The sequence below is a fragment of the Azohydromonas caseinilytica genome (assembly GCF_012927045.1).
In the GTDB taxonomy this organism is placed as follows: Bacteria; Pseudomonadota; Gammaproteobacteria; order Burkholderiales; family Burkholderiaceae_C; genus Azohydromonas; species Azohydromonas caseinilytica.
Genome location: NZ_JABBFW010000010.1, coordinates 141388 through 158325, shown reverse-complemented (window position 1 = coordinate 158325; position 16938 = coordinate 141388). Strand labels below are relative to the sequence as shown.

The window sequence follows — 16938 nt, the reverse complement described above, 5'->3', positions numbered from 1 at the left end:
GTGGCGCAGGCCGACATCGACCTCTCTCCTCGTGGGCCGCGCGGACGCGGCGCCCTGGCGGCGCTGCTGTCCGGCGCGGCCCTGCTGTTTGCGCTGTTCCTGGCGCTGGGCCTGTGGCAGGTGCAGCGCCTGGGCTGGAAGCAGGAGCTCATCGCCCGCGTCGAGCAGCGCCTGCAGGCCGCGCCGGTGCCCGCGCCGGAGCCGGCCGCCTGGCCGACGCTGGAGCGCGGCACCGACGAGTACCGCCGCGTGGTGGCGCGCGGCCGCTTCGCCCACGAGCTGGAGACGCTGGTCCAGGCCAGCACCGAGCTGGGCACCGGCTACTGGGTGCTGACGCCGCTGCTCACCGACGGCGGCTTCTGGCTGCTGGTCAACCGCGGCTTCGTGCCACTGGAGCGCCGCGCGCGCGAGGCGCGCGGCGACGAGCCGCAGGGCGTGCAGGAGGTCAGCGGCCTGCTGCGCATCACCGAGCCCAAGGGCAGCCTGCTGCAGGGCAACGACCCGGCGGCCGGGCGCTGGTACTCGCGCGACGTCGCCGCCATTGCCGCCGCGCGCGGGCTGGGCGGCGGGCAGCGGCCGGGCCCGGTGGCGCCGTACTTCATCGACGCCGCCGCGGCCGATGCGGCGTCTCCCGCCGCCTCCCGCAGTCCCGCCCGGGCCGAGCCTGTCGAGGCCCCGCCGCCCGGCCGCACGGCCAGTCCGGCGCGGACGGCCGAGGTCTGGCCGCGGCCGGGGCTGACCGTGGTGCGCTTCACCAACAACCACCTGTCCTACGCGCTGACCTGGTTCGCGCTGGCCGCCATGGTGGCCGCCGCCACCGTCTACGTGCTGCGCGACGAGCGGCGGCTGCGCGCACGGGTCCGGGCCGGCGCGGCTTCGCTCCATGGCGGCGACTGAGGCGGACGCGCTGCCGGCTGCGGCCGACGCGCGCCAGCCCGAGCACCTGGCCGGGCGCAAGAACCTGGTGCAGCTGGTGCAGCTGCGCTGGCTGGCCGTGGGCGGCCAGCTGCTCACCATCCTGACCGTGCGCTACGTGCTGGGCATCCGGCTGCCGCTGGCCGAGATGCTGGCGCTGCTGGGCGCATTGGCGCTGTTCAACGTGGTGTGCGCGGTGCGCGGGCGCACCGCGCGCGGCGTGAGCGACGCCGAGCTCTTCGCCGGGCTGCTGGTGGACGTCACGGTGCTGTCGGGCCAGCTGTTCTACAGCGGCGGCATCACCAATCCCTTCATCTTCCTGTTCCTGCTGCAGGTGGTGGTGGCGGCGGTGCTGCTGGGCCCGCGCCCGAGCTGGGCCATGGTCGCGCTCACCAGCGGCTGCTTCATCGCGCTGACGCAATGGCACCGCCCGCTGGATCTGCCCGGCCTGGCGCAGACGCAGTCGGTGCACTACCTGGGCGGGCTGCTGCTGTGCTTCGCGCTGGTGGCCTCGCTGCTGGTGCTGTTCATCGGCCGCATCGGGCGCAACCTGCGCCAGCGCGACGAGCGCCTGGCCAACCTGCGCCAGCGCGCGGCGGAGGAGGAGCACATCGTGCGCATCGGGCTGCTGGCCTCCGGCGCCGCGCACGAGCTGGGCACGCCGCTGGCGACGCTGTCGGTGATCCTGGGCGACTGGTCGCGCATGGCGGTGTTCGCGGCGGAGCCCGAGCTGCGCGAGGAGATCGACGAGATGCAGATCCAGCTGCAGCGCTGCAAGAGCATCGTCAGCGGCATCCTGATGGCCGCCGGCGAGGCGCGCGGCGAGGCGCCGGTCGAAACCACGCTGCACGCCTTCCTGGACGAGCTGGTGGCGCAGTGGCTGCGCACCCGCCCGGCGCCGGGGCTGCGCTACCGGCGCGACGAGCTGCCGGACCTGCCCATCGTTTCCGACACCGCGCTCAAGCAGATGATCGGCAACGTGCTGGACAACGCGCTGGAGGCCGCGCCCGATGCCGAGCCCACGCTGCGGGTGGAGGCCGAGGACGACGAGCTGGTGCTGCGCGTGCAGGACCGGGGCCCGGGTTTCGCGCCGGAGATGCTGGCGCAGCTGGGCAAGCCCTACCAGTCCAGCAAGGGCCGCCCCGGCGGCGGCCTGGGGCTGTTTCTCTCCATCAACGTCGCGCGCACGCTGGGCGGGCGGCTGCAGGCGCGCAACCGAGACGGCGGCGGTGCCGAGGTCATCATCCGGCTGCCGCTCGCCGCGCTGACCTTGCAGGAACAATCCACCTATGGAGACTGAACGCCAGCTGCTCATCGTCGAGGACGATGCCACCTTCGCCCGCACCCTGTGCCGATCCTTCGAACGCCGCGGCTACCAGGTGCAGCGCGCGGCCAGCCTGGCCGATGTGCAGAAGCTTTTGGAGGGCTGGCGCCCGGGCTACGCGGTGGTCGATCTGAAGCTGTCCGGTGGCGCGTCGGGCCTGGCCTGTGTGCAGTTCCTGCACGAGCACGACCCGGAGCTGGTGATCGTGGTGCTCACCGGCTTCGCCAGCATCGCCACCGCCGTGGAGGCCATCAAGCTCGGCGCGCGCCACTACCTGGCCAAGCCCGCCAACACCGACGACATCGAGGCCGCCTTCGGCCGCGCCCAGGGCAATGCTGAGGTGGAGCTCACCGCCCGCGCCACCTCGCTCAAGACGCTGGAGTGGGAGCGCATCCACGAGACGCTGGCCGACACCGGCTTCAACATCTCCGAGACCGCGCGCCGCCTGGGCCTGCACCGGCGCACGCTTTCGCGCAAGCTGGAGAAGCAGCGGGTCAAGTAGCGCCGCGGGCGGCCCCGGTGAGCCGCCGGGTCGCGGGCCGGCGCCTCGGTGGCGCAGCACAATCCCCGGGCGGGACCAGCCCGGGGCTTGGTTCCGCCTCTTCAGCTCCGTCACCACGAAAGGACTTCTCATGCCGCTGTACCGCCTGGGCGACAAGGCCCCCCAAGTCGATCCGACCGCCTACGTGGCGCCCGACGCCACGCTGGTGGGCGACGTGCGGCTGGGGCCGCAGGCCAGCGTCTGGTTCCAGGCCGTGGCGCGCGGCGACAACGAGCCCATCCGCATCGGCGCGCAGTCCAACGTGCAGGAGGGCGCCGTGCTGCATGCCGACCCGGGCTACCCGCTGACCATCGGCGAGCGCGTGACGGTGGGCCACCAGGCCATGGTGCATGGCTGCACCATCGGCGAGGGCTCGCTCATCGGCATCCAGGCCGTGGTGCTCAATGGCGCCAGGATCGGCAAGCACTGCCTGGTGGGCGCCGGCGCCATCGTCACCGAAGGCAAGGAGTTTCCGGACCGCTGCCTGATCCTGGGCGCGCCGGCCCGCGTGGTGCGCCATCTCGGCGACGAGGACGTGGAGCGCCTGGAGCGCGCCGCCGCCGGCTACGTCGAGCGCGCCGGCCTGTTCGCCACGCAGCTGGAGCGCGTGGGCTGAGCCCACTCCTTGCTCGTTAGTAAAGGTATTCCGTTCGTCCTGATGCTTCGATACCTCAGCACAGGGCGCGCCCTGCGGGCGCGTCGAAGGATGAACGGCCCCTGCTGTGCGGTCGCTGTCCGAGCCTTGCGGATTCGCCCTTCGATACCTCAGGGCGAACGGGTTCTTGGGCTCAGGAAGTTTGTGAACTGCGTATCAGCTGAAGCTTGCTATGTGCACCTTCGCCCTTTTCATGGCTGAGCACCTGGCGCGCAGCGTGCGCGGCCTGCCCGGCGCGCCGCCGGGTGCCGGGCTTGCCCGCTGAAACTTCACCCGTTCACTGAAAAAGCCGAAGGAGCAAGACCATGGCCGATCTGTTCGACAACCCGATGGGCCTGATGGGCTTCGAGTTCGTGGAGTTCGCCTCGCCCACGCCGGGCCTGCTGGAGCCGCTGTTCGAGAAGCTGGGCTTCACGCTGGTGGCGCGGCACCGTTCCAAGGACGTGCTGCTGTACCGCCAGGGCGACATCAACTTCATCGTCAACAACGAGCCGCACAGCATCGCCTCGTACTTCGCCGCCGAGCATGGCCCTTCCGCCTGCGGCCTGGCGTTTCGCGTGCGCGACTCGCACAAGGCCTATGCCCGCGCGCTGGAGCTGGGCGCCCAGCCCGTCGAAATTCCCACCGGCCCGATGGAGCTGCGGCTGCCGGCGATCAAGGGCATCGGCGGCGCGCCGCTGTACCTGATCGACCGCTTCGAGGACGGCAAGAGCATCTACGACATCGACTTCGAGTTCCTGCCCGGCGTGGAGCGCCGCCCCGCGGGCCATGGCTTCAAGCTCATCGACCACCTCACGCACAACGTCTACCGCGGGCGCATGGCGTACTGGGCCGGCTTCTACGAGAAGCTCTTCAACTTCCGCGAGATCCGCTACTTCGACATCCAGGGCGAGTACACGGGGCTGACCTCCAAGGCCATGACGGCGCCGGACGGGCTCATCCGCATCCCGCTCAACGAGGAATCCAAGCAAGGGTCGGGACAGATCGAGGAGTTCCTGATGGCCTTCAACGGCGAGGGCATCCAGCACGTGGCGCTCTTGACCGACGACATCTTCCGCAGCGTGGACGCGCTGCAGCTGGCGGGCATCCCGGTGATGACGGCGCCCAACGACGTGTACTACGAGATGCTGCAGGAGCGGCTACCGGGCCACGGCGAGGACGTCAATGAGCTGAAGGCGCGCGGCATCCTGCTCGACGGCAGCACGCAGGGCGGGCAAAAGCGGCTGCTGCTGCAGATCTTTTCGCAGGCGCTGTTCGGGCCGGTGTTCTTTGAGTTCATCCAGCGCAAGGGCGACGAGGGCTTCGGCGAGGGCAATTTCAAGGCGCTGTTCGAGTCGATGGAGCGGGATCAGATCCGGCGTGGGGTGCTGGCCGCGCAAGAGTGAGGCACCCGGCCGGGCTGACGCAGGTCAGCCGGCCCGGGGTGGCCTGCCGCTAAGGTGGCATGCCTCGGGCGGCGGGAATCCCTGTTGCCCGCGAGTGGGCTCACTTCGCCATGCCGCGCTTCCATAACTCCGCTCTGGCGGGCTACGTCGTCGCTGTCGTGGTCGTGCTGGCGCTGGCCATCACGAGCTGGGACTTCACGCAGCGCACCCGCGATGCGCAGGCTTTCGTCAGCCATACCCACGAGGTGTTGGCCAACGTGGCGGCGGCCGAGGCCGCGCTGTGGCGGGCTGAGGCGGCGCAGCGGGCCTTTCTCGTCACCACCGCCAAGCCGTTCCTGGAGGAGCGCGAGCAGGCACTGGAGCTGGTGCGCCGGCATGTGGGCATGCTGGAAGTGCTCACCGCGGACAACCCCGTGCAGCAGCGTCGCATCGCCGAGCTGCGGCCGCTGTTGCAGCAGCGCATCGCGGTGTTCCAGCACACGGAGGATCTGGCCGAGTTCGGCGGCACGCTCGACCGGCCGCAGCGTCTGGAGGCCGGGCTGGAGGTGATCGCCCGCATCCGCCCCGTGTTCACCGCGCTGGTCAGCGAGGAGCACCGGCTGCTGGCGCTGCGCGAGGTCGCGGAGCGCGACCGCCTGCAGGAGGCACGGCGCGTGTTCGCCTTGATGGTGCTGGCCATCCTGGCCTCGGTGCCGCTGGTGGGGTGGCAGCTGCGGCGCGAGCTGCAGGCGCGCACCCGTGCCGAGGCCGAGGCGGCCCAGGAGCGGCGCTACAGCGAGCTGCACGCGCGGGCGCTGATGCTCTACATCAGCGCCCAGGACCAGGGCACGGCGGTGGACGGCACGCTGGAGCTGCTGGCCGCGCAACCGATGTTCCGCGCCGCGGCGCTGTTCACGCGCACGCACGGCTGGCAGGTGCTGGCGTCGCGCGGCATGCCGCCGGACGTGGCGGCCGTGACGCTCGGCGAGGAAGGGCCGGCCGGCGTGGCCGCGCGCGAGGCGCGCCTGGTGAGCGTGGCCGCGGACGACCCGGCCCTGGCCCCCGTGGCCGACTGGCTGGCCCGGCAGGGCCAGGGCCTGCTGCTGTGCCCGGTGGTGTGCCGCGCCCGCACGCTGGGCCTGCTGGCCCTGGTCCCGGCCGAGCCGATGTCGCAGCGCGAACGCGATTTCGTCGAGCAGCTCGGCGCGCAATGGGGCATTGCCCTGTTCAACCTGCGCCAGTACCGCGAGCTCGGCGAGCTCGCCGCGCGCCTGCGCGAACAGGGGCATGAGCTGCGGCAGGCCAACGAGGCCCTGAAGGCGGCGGATCGCAGCAAGAGCGAGTTCCTGGCCAACATGTCGCACGAGCTGCGCACGCCGCTCAACGCCGTCATCGGCTTCGCCGAGGTGCTGGGCGACGGTCTCCTCGGCGATCTCAGCGACGAGCAGCGCGAGGTCGTGGGCGAGATCTCCACCAGCGGCAAGCACCTGCTGGCGCTGATCAACGAGGTGCTGGACATCGCCAAGATCGAGGCCGGCCAGATGCAGCTGGAGCTGGAGCCCTTGCGGCCGGCCGAGCTCGCCACCAGCGGCATGTCGATGCTGCGCGAGCGCGCGTTGCGGCAGGGGGTGCAACTGCACACCGAGGTGGCGCCGGAGCTGGACATGCTGCTGGCGGACCCGCGCAAGGCCCGGCAGATCGTGTTCAACCTGCTGTCCAACGCCGTGAAGTTCACCCCCGCGGGCGGGCTGGTGCGGCTGCGCCTGTGGCGCGTGCCCCGAGAACGCCTGGCGCAGGCCCAGGCCGACGAGCACACCCGCGTCATCGCGCCGGTGCCGCTGGATCACGAGCAATACCTGGAGATTGCCGTGAGCGACAGCGGCATCGGCATCGCGCCGGAGAACCTGCCGCAACTGTTCCAGCCCTTCATGCAGATCGACTCGGCGCTGGGCCGCCAGTACGCGGGCACCGGACTGGGCCTGTCGATGGTGCTGAGCCTCTCGCAGTTGCACGGCGGCGGGCTGCAGGTGCACAGCCGCCCGCAGGAAGGCTCCACCTTCACCGTGTGGCTGCCCTGGCGCCCGGTCGGGCCCGAGACGGCCACCCAGCCACCGGCGGCGCAGGGGCCGCCCAGCGTCTGAGCGCGATCCGGCCGGGCACGGGCCCGCGAACTGCTGCACGGGCCGTGGCAGGGCGGCGGGAGCCAGACTGCATCGCTCCGTGATACTGAACTGCGAGCCACCTGCGGCCACTGCACCCATGACCGAGACCCCTTCCGCCGTGCTGATCGTTGACGACACGGCCGCCAACCGGCGGCTGTACGAGGTGTCGCTGCGCGGCATGAGCGTGGAGACGGTGCCGGCCGGTAGTGCCGAGGAGGCGCTGGCGCGTTGCGCCGAGCGCGAGTTCGCGCTGATCCTGCTCGACGTGCACCTGGGCGCCACCAGCGGCTTCGACCTGGCGCGGCAGCTGCGCGAGGCGACGCCGCCGGTGCTCACGCCCATCGTGTTCGTGTCGGCGGTCTACACGCACGATGCCGACATCTTCAAGGGCTACCAGCTGGGGGCGGTGGACTACATCCTCTCGCCCGTGGTGCCGCAGATCCTGCGCGCCAAGGTGCGGGTCTTCGTCGACCTGCACCGCCTGCACCGCCAGGCGCGCGCCCAGGCCCGGGCCGTGGAACAGGCCTACGCCGAGCTGCACGAGGCGCACCGTGACCTGGAGCGCTTCAGCTTCTCGGTGTCGCACGACCTGCGCACGCCGCTGGGCCACATCCTCGGTTTCGGCCAGCTGCTGCAGCAGCGCTGCGGCCCGGTGCTGGACGAGCAGGGCCAGGCATGGCTGCGCCAGCTCCTGGACGCCGGCCGCAACATGACGGTGCTGATCGACGACATGCTGCTGCTGGCGCGGCTGTCGCACGAGGAGCTGCACCTGGCCGACGTGGACGTCTCGGCCCTGGCCGCGGAGCTGGCGGCCTCGCTGGCGGCGGGGCAGCCGCAGCGGCGCGTGCGCTGGGACATCGCGCCGGGGCTGCGCGCTCGCTGCGACGCGCGGCTGCTGCGGCTGGCGCTGTCCAACCTACTGTCCAACGCGCTCAAGTACAGCGCGCTGCAGCCCGAGGCCGTGATCGGGCTGCACCAGGTGGACGCCGTGCCCACCTTCCGCGTCAGCGACAACGGCGCGGGCTTCGACGTGGTGGCGGCGGGCGAGCGGCTGTTCCAGCCCTTCCAGCGCTTCCACGGCCAGCAGTTCGAAGGCAGCGGCGTGGGGCTGTCGGTGGTGCAGCAGGTGGTGCACAAGCATGGCGGCCGGCTGTGGGCCGAGTCGGCGCCGGGGCAGGGCGCGCGCTTCTTCTTCACGCTGCCGGTGCGTGCGGAAGGCGAAGGGGCCCGCCCGTGAGCCGCGTGCTCATCGTCGAGGACAACCCGCAGAACCTGAAGCTGGCGCGGCTGGTGCTGGCCAAGGCCGGCTTCGAGGTGCTGGAGGCCACCGACGGCGAGCAGGGCGTGCGCATGGCGCGCGAGCAGCGGCCGGACCTGGTGCTGATGGACGTGCAGATGCCCGGCCTGGACGGCCTGCAGGCCATCGAGCTGCTGCGCGCGGACCCGGCCACCGCGGCGCTGAAGATCGTGGTGCTGAGCGCGCTGGCCATGAAGGGCGACCGCGAGCGCATCCTGTGCAGCGGCTGCGACGCCTACGTCGCCAAGCCCTTCGACTACAAGGAGCTGGTGGCCACCGTCAGCCGCGTGCTGGCGGGCTGAGCTGCGTGGCTCAAGACGCCGGCGTCACGGCCATGCATGGCGCCTCAGTCGCGCGGCGCGTCTTCCGCGGTCGTGTCCGCATCGGCCGGCCATGGGTCTGAGCGTCGCGACGCCGCCTGCGCCTGCCGCGCCTGCAGCAGCTCGGCTTCGAGCTGCTTGCGCGCGGTGACGTCGGTGCGCAGGGCCAGGTAGCGCTGCGGCTCGCCGGCATCGCCGGGGAAGGGCAGCATGGTCGTGTCCAGCCAGTGCAGGCTGCCGTCCTTGGCCCGGTAGCGCAGCTCGCCCTTCCACACGCCGCCCGAGCGCAGCGTGTGCCTCATCGCCTGGTGGAAGCCGGCGGAATGGGCGCCGGCGTCGAGCGTGCGCAGGTTCTGCCCGATGAGCTCGGCCGGGGCGTACTGCGACAGCGCGCAGAAGCGCTGGTTGACGCGCAGCACCGTGCCGTCGAGGTCCGACAGGTCCATGGCCACGTGCTCGTCGAGGGCGTGCTCCAGGGCCTCGCGCTTCTCCAGCGAGCGCTGCAGCGTCCGCGCCAGCCGCCACTGCTCGCGCTCCAGGCGCGCGTTGCGCCAGCCGGCCCCGGCCACCAGCAGCACCAGCGCGACGGCGATGGCGCCGTGCTGCATCGCCTCGGCGCGCCACACGGCCAGCACCGGCTCCGCGGGCAGGCCCACCAGCGCCACCACCGGGTAGCGCGCGTCGCGCACGAAGCTGTAGAGGCGCTCGACGCCGTCCACCGGCGACGGCGCGGTAAAGACGCCACCCGCCCGCGCGAACGGCACCTTCCCCGCGAAGGCGGAGTGCAGGCTGGCGCCCACGGCGTCCTCCACGTGGGGCCGGCGTGCCAGCAGCATGGCTTCGGGGTTGAGCAGCTCCAGCACCGCGCCCGAGGGTAGGCGCAGGCGGTTGAGCTGCCCCGTGAGCGCGTCCAGGCGCAGTGTCACGGTCGCCACGCCGGCGAAGCCGCCGTCGGGCGCCTGCAGCCGGCGCGACACGGGCAGCACCCACGCGCCGCCCAGGCGCGGCGCCCGAAAGGGCGCGCCCACGCGCAGCATGTCGGCGCTCGCGTCGCGCTGCGTCTCGAAGAAGTCCAGGCCCCGCGCCGACACCGGTTCGCCCGGGGCGCCGGACCCTGCGCTCAGCGGGCCCTCCGCCCCGTAGACGGCGATGCCGTGCAGCGCGGGCTGTGCGCGGGCCCGCGCCCGCAGCGCGTCGCGCAGGGTGGCCGGGGTGAGGACGGCGCCCGTTTCTGCGGGAACGGGCTCCCGGGGCAGCAGGTCCATGACCAGCTCGGCCTGGCGGATCGCCTCCAGGCTCTGCTGCAGCGCCGCCGTGGCCAGGTGCGCGCCCTCGCTTTCCAGCCGGGCCAAGGCCGCGTCGCGCGCCTGCCATTCGAGCGCCACGGTGGCGCCCAGCAGCACCACGCAGGCCAGCGCGGCGGCGGCGTAGGGACGGGCAGCCTTCCAGAAGGACAGGGGCTGGGCGGACACGCGGTCAGGATGAAGCGGCATCGAAAACGCCCGGGCGCAGACGGCCCGGGTGAGTCACCAGGCCCTGTCTACTCGGCTGGCGACAGCGCTTCTGGAGCTGTCAAGACCGCTGCCTCGTGAATAAGTCACGACTGGCGGGCCTGGCGCCCGCCTTCAATGCACCCGTGCAGTCCCGGGTAAGTCCTGACAAAACTTTGCCGTAGCTTGCCTACATTGCTTGCATACAAGGTTGAGCACAAGGCTGTGCCGCTTGTCGCTGGAGAAACTCATGCCCCGTTTCCTTCGCTCCCTGTTCGGCCAGGTCGTCCTGGCGCTGCTCGTCGGCGTGTTGCTGGGCCTGCTGGTGCCCGACATCGCCCTGAAGCTCAAACCGCTGGGTGACGGCTTCATCAAGCTCATCAAGATGGTCATCCCGCTGCTGGTGTTCTGCGTGGTGGTGCACGGCATCGCCGGCGCGGGCGACCTCAAGCGCGTGGGCCGCGTCGGCGTGAAGGCGCTGGTCTATTTCGAGGTGGTCACCACCATCGCGCTGGCGCTGGGCCTGGTGCTGGCCTTCGTGTTCCAGCCCGGCGTGGGCATGAACGTGGACCCGAAGGCGCTGGATGCTTCCGCGCTGAGCGGTTACGCCGAGAACGCCAGCAAGCTGGAGAGCGGCGGCACGGTCGAGTTCCTGATGAAGCTGATCCCCGGCACGGTGGTGGGCGCCTTCGCCACGGGTGACGTGCTGCAGGTGCTGCTGTTCGCGGTGCTGTTCGGCTGCGCGCTGTCGATGCTGGGCCCGCGCGGCGCGGTGGTGGCGGAGTTCGTGGACGCGCTCTCGCACGTGCTGTTCAAGATCATGGGCATCCTGATCCGCCTGGCGCCGCTGGGCGTGCTGGGCGCCATCGCCTTCACGGTGGGCAAGTACGGCATCGGCTCGCTCAAGCAGCTCGGCATGCTGGTGGCGCTGTTCTACATGGCGGTGATCCTGTTCGTGGTCGGCATCCTGGGCGGCATCCTGCGCCTGGCCGGCTTCAACATCTTCAAGCTGCTGCGCTACCTGCGCGAGGAGCTGGCCGTGGTGCTGGCCACCACCTCCAGCGACAGCGTGCTGCCGCAGATCATGGCCAAGCTGCGCCGCATGGGCGTGCGCGACTCGACGGTGGGCCTGGTCATTCCCACCGGCTACTCCTTCAACCTGGACGCCTTCTCGATCTACATCACGCTGGCGGCGGTGTTCATCGCGCAGGCCACCAACACGCCCATAGGCATGGCGGACCTGCTGACGATCCTGGCCATCTCGCTGGTCACTTCCAAGGGCGCGCATGGCGTGCCGGGCTCGGCCATCGTGGTGCTGGCGGCCACGCTGCACGCGGTGCCGGCGATTCCCGCCATCGGGCTGGTGCTGGTGCTGTCGGTGGACTGGTTCATGGGCATCGCGCGTGCCCTGGGCAACCTCATCGGCAACTGCGTGGCCACGGTGGTCGTGGCGGCCTGGGAGGGCGACATCGACCGCGAGCGCGCCCATGCCGTGCTCGACGGCCGCGCACCGGTCGAGGAGGACCTGGGCGATGTCGAGGAGGTGCCGCAACCGGCCGCCGCGCCGACGCTGGCCCGCACCGGCGGCGCCCATGCCTGAGCATGCGGGCCCGGTGGGGGCCCGGACACGAACCGATACAGTCACCTCCATGCCCAGCCAGACCGAGATTGCCCAACGCGTCGTCGAATCCATCCTGGCCCAGCGCCTGCAGCCGGGCGAACGCCTGGGCGAGCAGGAGCTGGCGGACCTGTTCGGCGTGAGCCGCACCCTGGTGCGCGAGGCGCTGATGCAGTTGCAGGCGCGCGGCTTCGTCGAGGTGCGCAGCCGCAAGGGCTGGTACGTGGTGGAGCCCTCGACCGAGGAGGCGCGCGACGCCTTCGCGGCGCGGCGCGCGGTGGAGTCGGGGCTGCTGGCGCAGGCGGGCCAGCGCTTCGGCAGCGAGGGCCGGCCGCTGCAGTCGGCGGTGAAGCGCCTGCGCCAGCACCTGGCGCAGGAGCGCGCCGCCATCGAGCAGTCCGACCCGGCCACGCGCGCCTTCATGCTGGCGGACTTCCATGTCTGCCTGGCCGAATGCCTGGGCCACCGGGTGCTGGCCGACATGCTGCGCGACCTCACGGCGCGCACCACGCTGGTGGCGACGCTCTACCAGTCCACTCACGATGCGGAGGAGTCCTGCGAGGACCATGCGCGCATCGTCGAGGCCATCGAGCAGGGCAACTTCGAAGGGGCCACCGCGCTGATGCTGGCGCACATCGGCAACGTGGAGGACGCGCTGGGCCAGTCCACCGCCACGGCCGACGCCCGGGAGCGGCTGCGCGCCTCGCTGGCGCCGCTGGCGCCGCCGCGGGCGGCCTGACGATCAGGCCCGGCGCCGCCGCGCCGCGGCACCGACCAGGCCCAATCCGCACAGCAGCAGCGCGCCGGAGCCGGGCTCCGGCACCGGGGACTGCAGTGGGAACTGCGCCATGCGCAGGCGCGATCCGAAGCCCGGCAGATCGACGGTTTCGCCCCGCACGAACACGTCGAAGTCCAGGAAGCCGGAGTTGGCCTCGGCCGTGTCGTTGGTGAAGGCGAAGCGCATGCGCTGGCTCACGGCCTGCCGCAGCCCGGTGTCGGGATTCACGCCCGCGGACAGCCGGTAGCTCTCGACCCGGAACGGTGCCGAGGTGAAGCGGGCCTCCACGCGGGCCTCGGCGAACTCCTGGAACGTGGCGGGTCCGGTGAGCGTCCTGGCAGCGGCCACCTGCGCGTTGCCGAAGAACTGCAGCGCCGTGTAGGGCGTGAGCTCGAAGTGCAGGCGCTCGTCGCTGCTGGCGATGGCCATGCCGGTGAACAGCCGGGTCCGCGGCGTGTCGGCGTCGTTGCGCAGCGAGCCCTTGGTCACCAGGGTGAAGCGCGAGGCGGGTGTGCCGAAGCGGCCGCTCATGCGCGTCGTGGCGCTGGCGCCGGGAATATCGGCGCGGGCGGTCAGAGGCTTGAACGCCGTATGGCCGTTGCCCGCCAACTCGTCGGCATAGAGATTGAGGTCGCCCGTCTCCTCGGACGCCACCGCCCATGACGAGGAAATGTTTCCGATGAATTGGGGCCGCGTGGTGAAAAGCACGCCCGGCGCCATGCCGTCGTCGGGCCGCAAATCCACCAGCCGGAAACCGAAATTCCCCACGCGCGCGGTGGCGGATATGTCGGCCATGGCTGTTCCAGGCAGCGCCAATACCAAGGCGGCTGCGGTCGTGCTCAGTAATGTCTGCATGGCCACACTCCTGACAAATCGAGACGTATCAGCTGGCCGGGCTGCCGACGGCGCACCGGCGTCGTACCGCGACACCCACCGTCAGGCCCAGGCCACACAGCATGAGCAGCGGCGTGCCGGGCTCGGGAACGGGCAGGAAGGACTGGCCCTCGGTATTGAATTCTCCCGTCAGACGGATATTCGCCATGGCGTTGCCCAGGTTGGAAAAGGACAGCGTGGCCGCTGAAACCTCGCTTCGGGTATCGACCTGGCCGGGCAACAAATTGATGCCCAGGGTGGTGAAATCGAGCCCCAAGCCGCTGGCCATGTCGGTCAGCGCCAGGCTCGCGCCAATGATGCTGTCCTCGACCCGCTTGCCGCGCCGTCCCAGCGTCTGCTGCGCCGACACGGCCAGCACCCCGGTCCACACCACCTGGGTCGCCGGCGTCAGGCTCATTTCGAAGCGGAATGCCGGCGAGCTGAAGGTGTAGAAATAGCCGGCGAACAACGGGTCGGTCCGGGAGTGCCGGGCCTGGGCCCGCAGGAAGGTGTTGAAGCCGTGGTCCGTCACCGATCCGTACAGGCCGACGTCTATCCCGGTCTGGGACATTTGCAGATGGCGGAATATGGGACTGGACGGGTCGTACAAGCCGCGCTTCTGAATGGTTTCCCCGGTCATCCGGTTATCGCGCCCCTGGGCCGGCCCTTCGCGCACGACATTGAGCGTGGTGTAGTTCCGGCTGGAAAAAGACAGGGCGGGATCGATGCCGTCCGAGGGGTCCAGATCGATGAGGCTGTAGCCGAATTCGGACAGCCGGGCGCTCACCGACACATCCGCCCATGCCGCCGGGCCTGACGCCAGTGCCAGAGCCGCAGCCACCATGCCCGCCAGCCTGAAATGCATGACACTCTCCAGTAAATGCCGATGTCCATGGGTGGGCTGCAGTTTACGCCGGGCTTATTAAATTGCTTGAGAATTCAATTCCCCAATTCCGGGCGGAGGGGGGAAATAATTGGCTATGGTTGTTTCGTGGGTCATACAGTATTTTGTCAGTAAGGTATTTGGGGCGTGATGGCGCGCATATTTCAATATATTGGCCATTCATCGCCTTTGGACTCGGTTGCGGTGTGAGGCGTGGGCGCGCACGGCCCGGGACCGCGGCGGGCCGGTCGCGGCGGACATGCGCTAATGCGGGCCCATGAGCGCTCCCATCGACGAAGACATCACCTTCCGCAAGCTGGCCGTGCTGCTGGCCTTCATGGAGACCGGCAACCTGGCGCGTGCCGCGGAGCGGCTGCAGACCAGCAGCGTGAGCGTGCACCGCGCGCTGCATTCGCTGGAGGCGGGGCTGCGCTGCACGCTGTTCCGGCACGAGGGCCGCAACCTGCTGCCCACGCCGGCCGCGCGCGTGCTGGCCGAGACGGCGCAGGAGGTGCTGCGCCGCATGGGCGAGGGCATCCGCGCCACGCGCGAGGCCGCGGGCTACGGCTCGGACCGCATCCGCATCGGCTCGCTGTTCTCGCTCACCAGCCGCACGGTGCCGACCATGGTGGTTGCGCTCAAGCAGCGCCGCCCCGAATTGCAGACCGAGCTGGTGCTGGGCTCCAACGTGGACCTGCTGCAGAAGCTGCGCGAGGGCGCCATCGACGCGGCGCTGATGGGCCAGCCCGACCACGCTCCGGACCTGGAGATGGAGCCGCTGTTCGAGGACGACATCTTCTTCGCCGCGCCGGTGGGCTCGCGCTACGCCGACATGCCGGCGGTGGACCTGGGCGCCTGCGCCGAGGAGCGCTTCGTCAGCCTCAGCGAGGGCTTCGTCACCTTCACCGGCTTCGTCGAGGCTTTTCGCATTGCCGGCTACACGCCCAACGTGGTCATGAAGACCGGCGACATCTTCTCGCTCATGAACCTGGTGCACGGCGGCGTGGGCTACACGCTGCTGCCCGGACGCGTGCGGCGCGCGCTGCCCGCTGGCGTGCAGCTGGTGCCGCTGCAGGAGCGCTACCGCATCCGCCAGACCATCGCGCTGCACTTCCTGCGCACCCGCGAGCGCGACCCCAACCTGCTGGCGCTGCTGGCCGTGTGCCGCGCCGGCAAGGCCGACCTGAGCTGAGCGCGGTCGGCCGCGCGCCGCACTGTTTCCCGATCGTTACGGCCGGCGTAACGATCGCGCCGGCAGCTTCATTGATTGTGCGGGGTGTGGCTCGTACCTTTGTCGACACAAGAGCCCAGCGGCACAGCCGCGACCAACCGGAGACAAAGCTTATGAACCTGCACTGGCTGTCCATCGCCCCGCTGGGCGCGATGTTCGTGGTGGCCACCGCGCTGCCGATCAACATGGGCGTGCTCGCCTTCGTCGGGGCCTTCCTGGTCGGCACGCTGGTGGCCGGCCTGAACGCCAAGGCCATCCTGGGCGGCTTCCCGGCCGACCTGTTCCTGACGCTGGCCGGCATCACCTACCTGTTCGCCCTGGCGCAGAACAACGGCACCATCGACTGGCTGGTGGGCCTGGCGGTGCGCGCGGTGCGCGGGCGCCTGGCCGCCATCCCGTGGATCATGTTCCTCATCGCCGCGGGCCTGACGGCGGTGGGTGCGGTCAGCCCGGCGGCGGTGGCGATCATCGCCCCCATCGCCCTGGGCTTTGCCGCCCGGCACGGCATCAATCCGCTGATGATGGGCCTCATGGTCATTCACGGCGCGCAGGCCGGCGGCTTCTCGCCCATCAGCATCTATGGCGGCATCACCAACAAGATCGTGGCCAAGGCCGGCCTGCCGCTGAGCGAGATGGCCACCATGCTGGCGAGCTTCGGCATCAACTTCGCCGTGGCGCTGGGCCTGTTCCTGCTCATGGGCGGCCCGAAGCTGATGCGCAAGCAACCAGCACAGTTCACCAACTCGCTGCTGGACCAGATTCCGCAAGTGACGCACGCCCAGTCCGGCGCGCAGGTCTTCGGCGACGCCGAAGCCGAGGCTGTCACCGAGGTGCAGCGCGTCGCGCAGGGCGACTCCACATTGATCAAGGAGGACGGCACGCCCCAGGCCACCGGCGCGCGCATCTACCAGGTCATCACCGCGCTGGGCCTGGTGGCGCTGGCGGTGCTGACGCTGGTCTACAAGCTCGACATCGGCTTCGTCTCCATCAGCATCGGCCTGCTGCTGAGCCTGCTGCAGCCCAACCTGCAGAAAGCGGCGCTGGGGCAGGTGTCGTGGCCCGAGATCATGCTGATCGTGGGCGTGAGCACCTACGTGGCCGTGATGGAGAAGATGGGCACCATCGCCTGGGTCGGCGACAGCGTGGCGGCATTCAGCTCGCCGCTGATGGCCGCGCTGCTGCTGTGCGTGGTGGGCGCGGTGATCTCCGCCTTCGCTTCCTCCACCGCGGTGCTGGGCTCGCTCATTCCGCTGGCGGTGCCCTTCCTGCAGGGCGACGGCGGCGTCGGGGCCATCGGCTTCATCGCCGCCATGGCGGTGTCCTCGACCATCGTGGACGTCAGCCCCTTCTCCACCAACGGCGCGCTGGTGCTGGCCAACGCCAAGGGGGTGGACCGTGACGCCTTCTTCCGCAAGCTGCTGGTCTACGGCGCCGCCGTCACCGTGATCGCGCCGGTCGTCGTGTGGCTGCTCTTCGTGGTGCTGTGA

15 protein-coding genes are annotated in these 16938 nt (G+C 70.6%); 12 read left to right on the top strand and 3 right to left on the bottom strand.

Translation table 11 applies throughout. The annotated features are described in order from the left end of the window. The 8 genes from HHL10_RS16085 to HHL10_RS16050 all read left to right on the top strand — a co-directional run bounded on the left by HHL10_RS16085 (position 1) and on the right by HHL10_RS16050 (position 8560). Entirely contained in the window at positions 1-897 is an 897-nt protein-coding gene (locus HHL10_RS16085) for an SURF1 family protein (protein WP_310734608.1), read from the top strand. Next, positions 884-2215, top strand: coding sequence for an ATP-binding protein (locus tag HHL10_RS16080; protein WP_169161404.1), 1332 nt, complete (start codon positions 884-886; stop codon positions 2213-2215). The genes HHL10_RS16085 and HHL10_RS16080 overlap by 14 nt, the downstream gene beginning before the upstream one ends. Beyond that, complete coding sequence (locus HHL10_RS16075; protein ID WP_169161403.1) at positions 2205-2741, top strand: response regulator transcription factor; 537 nt, start codon at positions 2205-2207, stop codon at positions 2739-2741. The genes HHL10_RS16080 and HHL10_RS16075 overlap by 11 nt, the downstream gene beginning before the upstream one ends. 130 nt (positions 2742-2871) lie before the next feature. Further along, entirely contained in the window at positions 2872-3396 is a 525-nt protein-coding gene (locus HHL10_RS16070) for a gamma carbonic anhydrase family protein (RefSeq protein WP_169161402.1), read from the top strand. A gap of 344 nt (positions 3397-3740) precedes the next feature. Further along, positions 3741-4820, top strand: a complete 1080-nt coding sequence (hppD, locus tag HHL10_RS16065) for a 4-hydroxyphenylpyruvate dioxygenase (protein ID WP_169161401.1) — start codon at positions 3741-3743, stop codon at positions 4818-4820. Positions 4821-4930: 110 nt separating this feature from the next. Then, positions 4931-6940, top strand: coding sequence for a sensor histidine kinase (locus tag HHL10_RS16060; RefSeq protein WP_169161400.1), 2010 nt, complete (start codon positions 4931-4933; stop codon positions 6938-6940). 118 nt (positions 6941-7058) lie between these two features. Then, a complete protein-coding gene (locus tag HHL10_RS16055) occupies positions 7059-8198 on the top strand; it encodes a sensor histidine kinase (RefSeq protein WP_169161399.1) in 1140 nt (379 codons plus the stop codon). Next, entirely contained in the window at positions 8195-8560 is a 366-nt protein-coding gene (locus HHL10_RS16050) for a response regulator (RefSeq protein WP_169161398.1), read from the top strand. Before HHL10_RS16055 ends, HHL10_RS16050 begins: the two co-directional genes overlap by 4 nt. 44 nt (positions 8561-8604) lie before the next feature. On the opposite strand, the gene HHL10_RS16045 is transcribed toward HHL10_RS16050, so the two are convergent. Beyond that, positions 8605-10071 carry a PAS domain S-box protein gene (locus HHL10_RS16045; RefSeq protein WP_169161397.1) on the bottom strand — a complete coding sequence of 489 codons (1467 nt, stop codon included), beginning with the start codon at positions 10069-10071 and terminating at the stop codon, positions 8605-8607. A 247-nt stretch (positions 10072-10318) separates the two neighbouring features. On the opposite strand from HHL10_RS16045, the gene HHL10_RS16040 reads away from it, so the two are divergent. Both HHL10_RS16040 and HHL10_RS16035 read left to right on the top strand, forming a co-directional pair. Beyond that, entirely contained in the window at positions 10319-11668 is a 1350-nt protein-coding gene (locus HHL10_RS16040) for a C4-dicarboxylate transporter DctA (protein WP_169161396.1), read from the top strand. Positions 11669-11717: 49 nt separating this feature from the next. Continuing rightward, positions 11718-12425, top strand: a complete 708-nt coding sequence (locus HHL10_RS16035; protein ID WP_169161395.1) for a GntR family transcriptional regulator — start codon at positions 11718-11720, stop codon at positions 12423-12425. Positions 12426-12428: 3 nt separating this feature from the next. Here the strand turns inward: HHL10_RS16035 and HHL10_RS16030 are convergent, their stop codons facing one another. After that, on the bottom strand, positions 12429-13259 hold the full coding sequence (locus HHL10_RS16030; protein WP_205833065.1) for a PEP-CTERM sorting domain-containing protein: 831 nt from the start codon (positions 13257-13259) through the stop codon (positions 12429-12431). Positions 13260-13347: 88 nt separating this feature from the next. Next, positions 13348-14202, bottom strand: a complete 855-nt coding sequence (locus HHL10_RS16025; RefSeq protein WP_169161394.1) for a PEP-CTERM sorting domain-containing protein — start codon at positions 14200-14202, stop codon at positions 13348-13350. A gap of 295 nt (positions 14203-14497) precedes the next feature. Between HHL10_RS16025 and HHL10_RS16020 the strand changes: the two genes are divergently transcribed. Then, positions 14498-15412 (top strand): LysR substrate-binding domain-containing protein, encoded by a 915-nt coding sequence (locus HHL10_RS16020; RefSeq protein ID WP_169161393.1) that lies wholly within the window; start codon positions 14498-14500, stop codon positions 15410-15412. A gap of 152 nt (positions 15413-15564) precedes the next feature. After that, positions 15565-16938 carry an SLC13 family permease gene (locus HHL10_RS16015; protein ID WP_169161392.1) on the top strand — a complete coding sequence of 458 codons (1374 nt, stop codon included), beginning with the start codon at positions 15565-15567 and terminating at the stop codon, positions 16936-16938.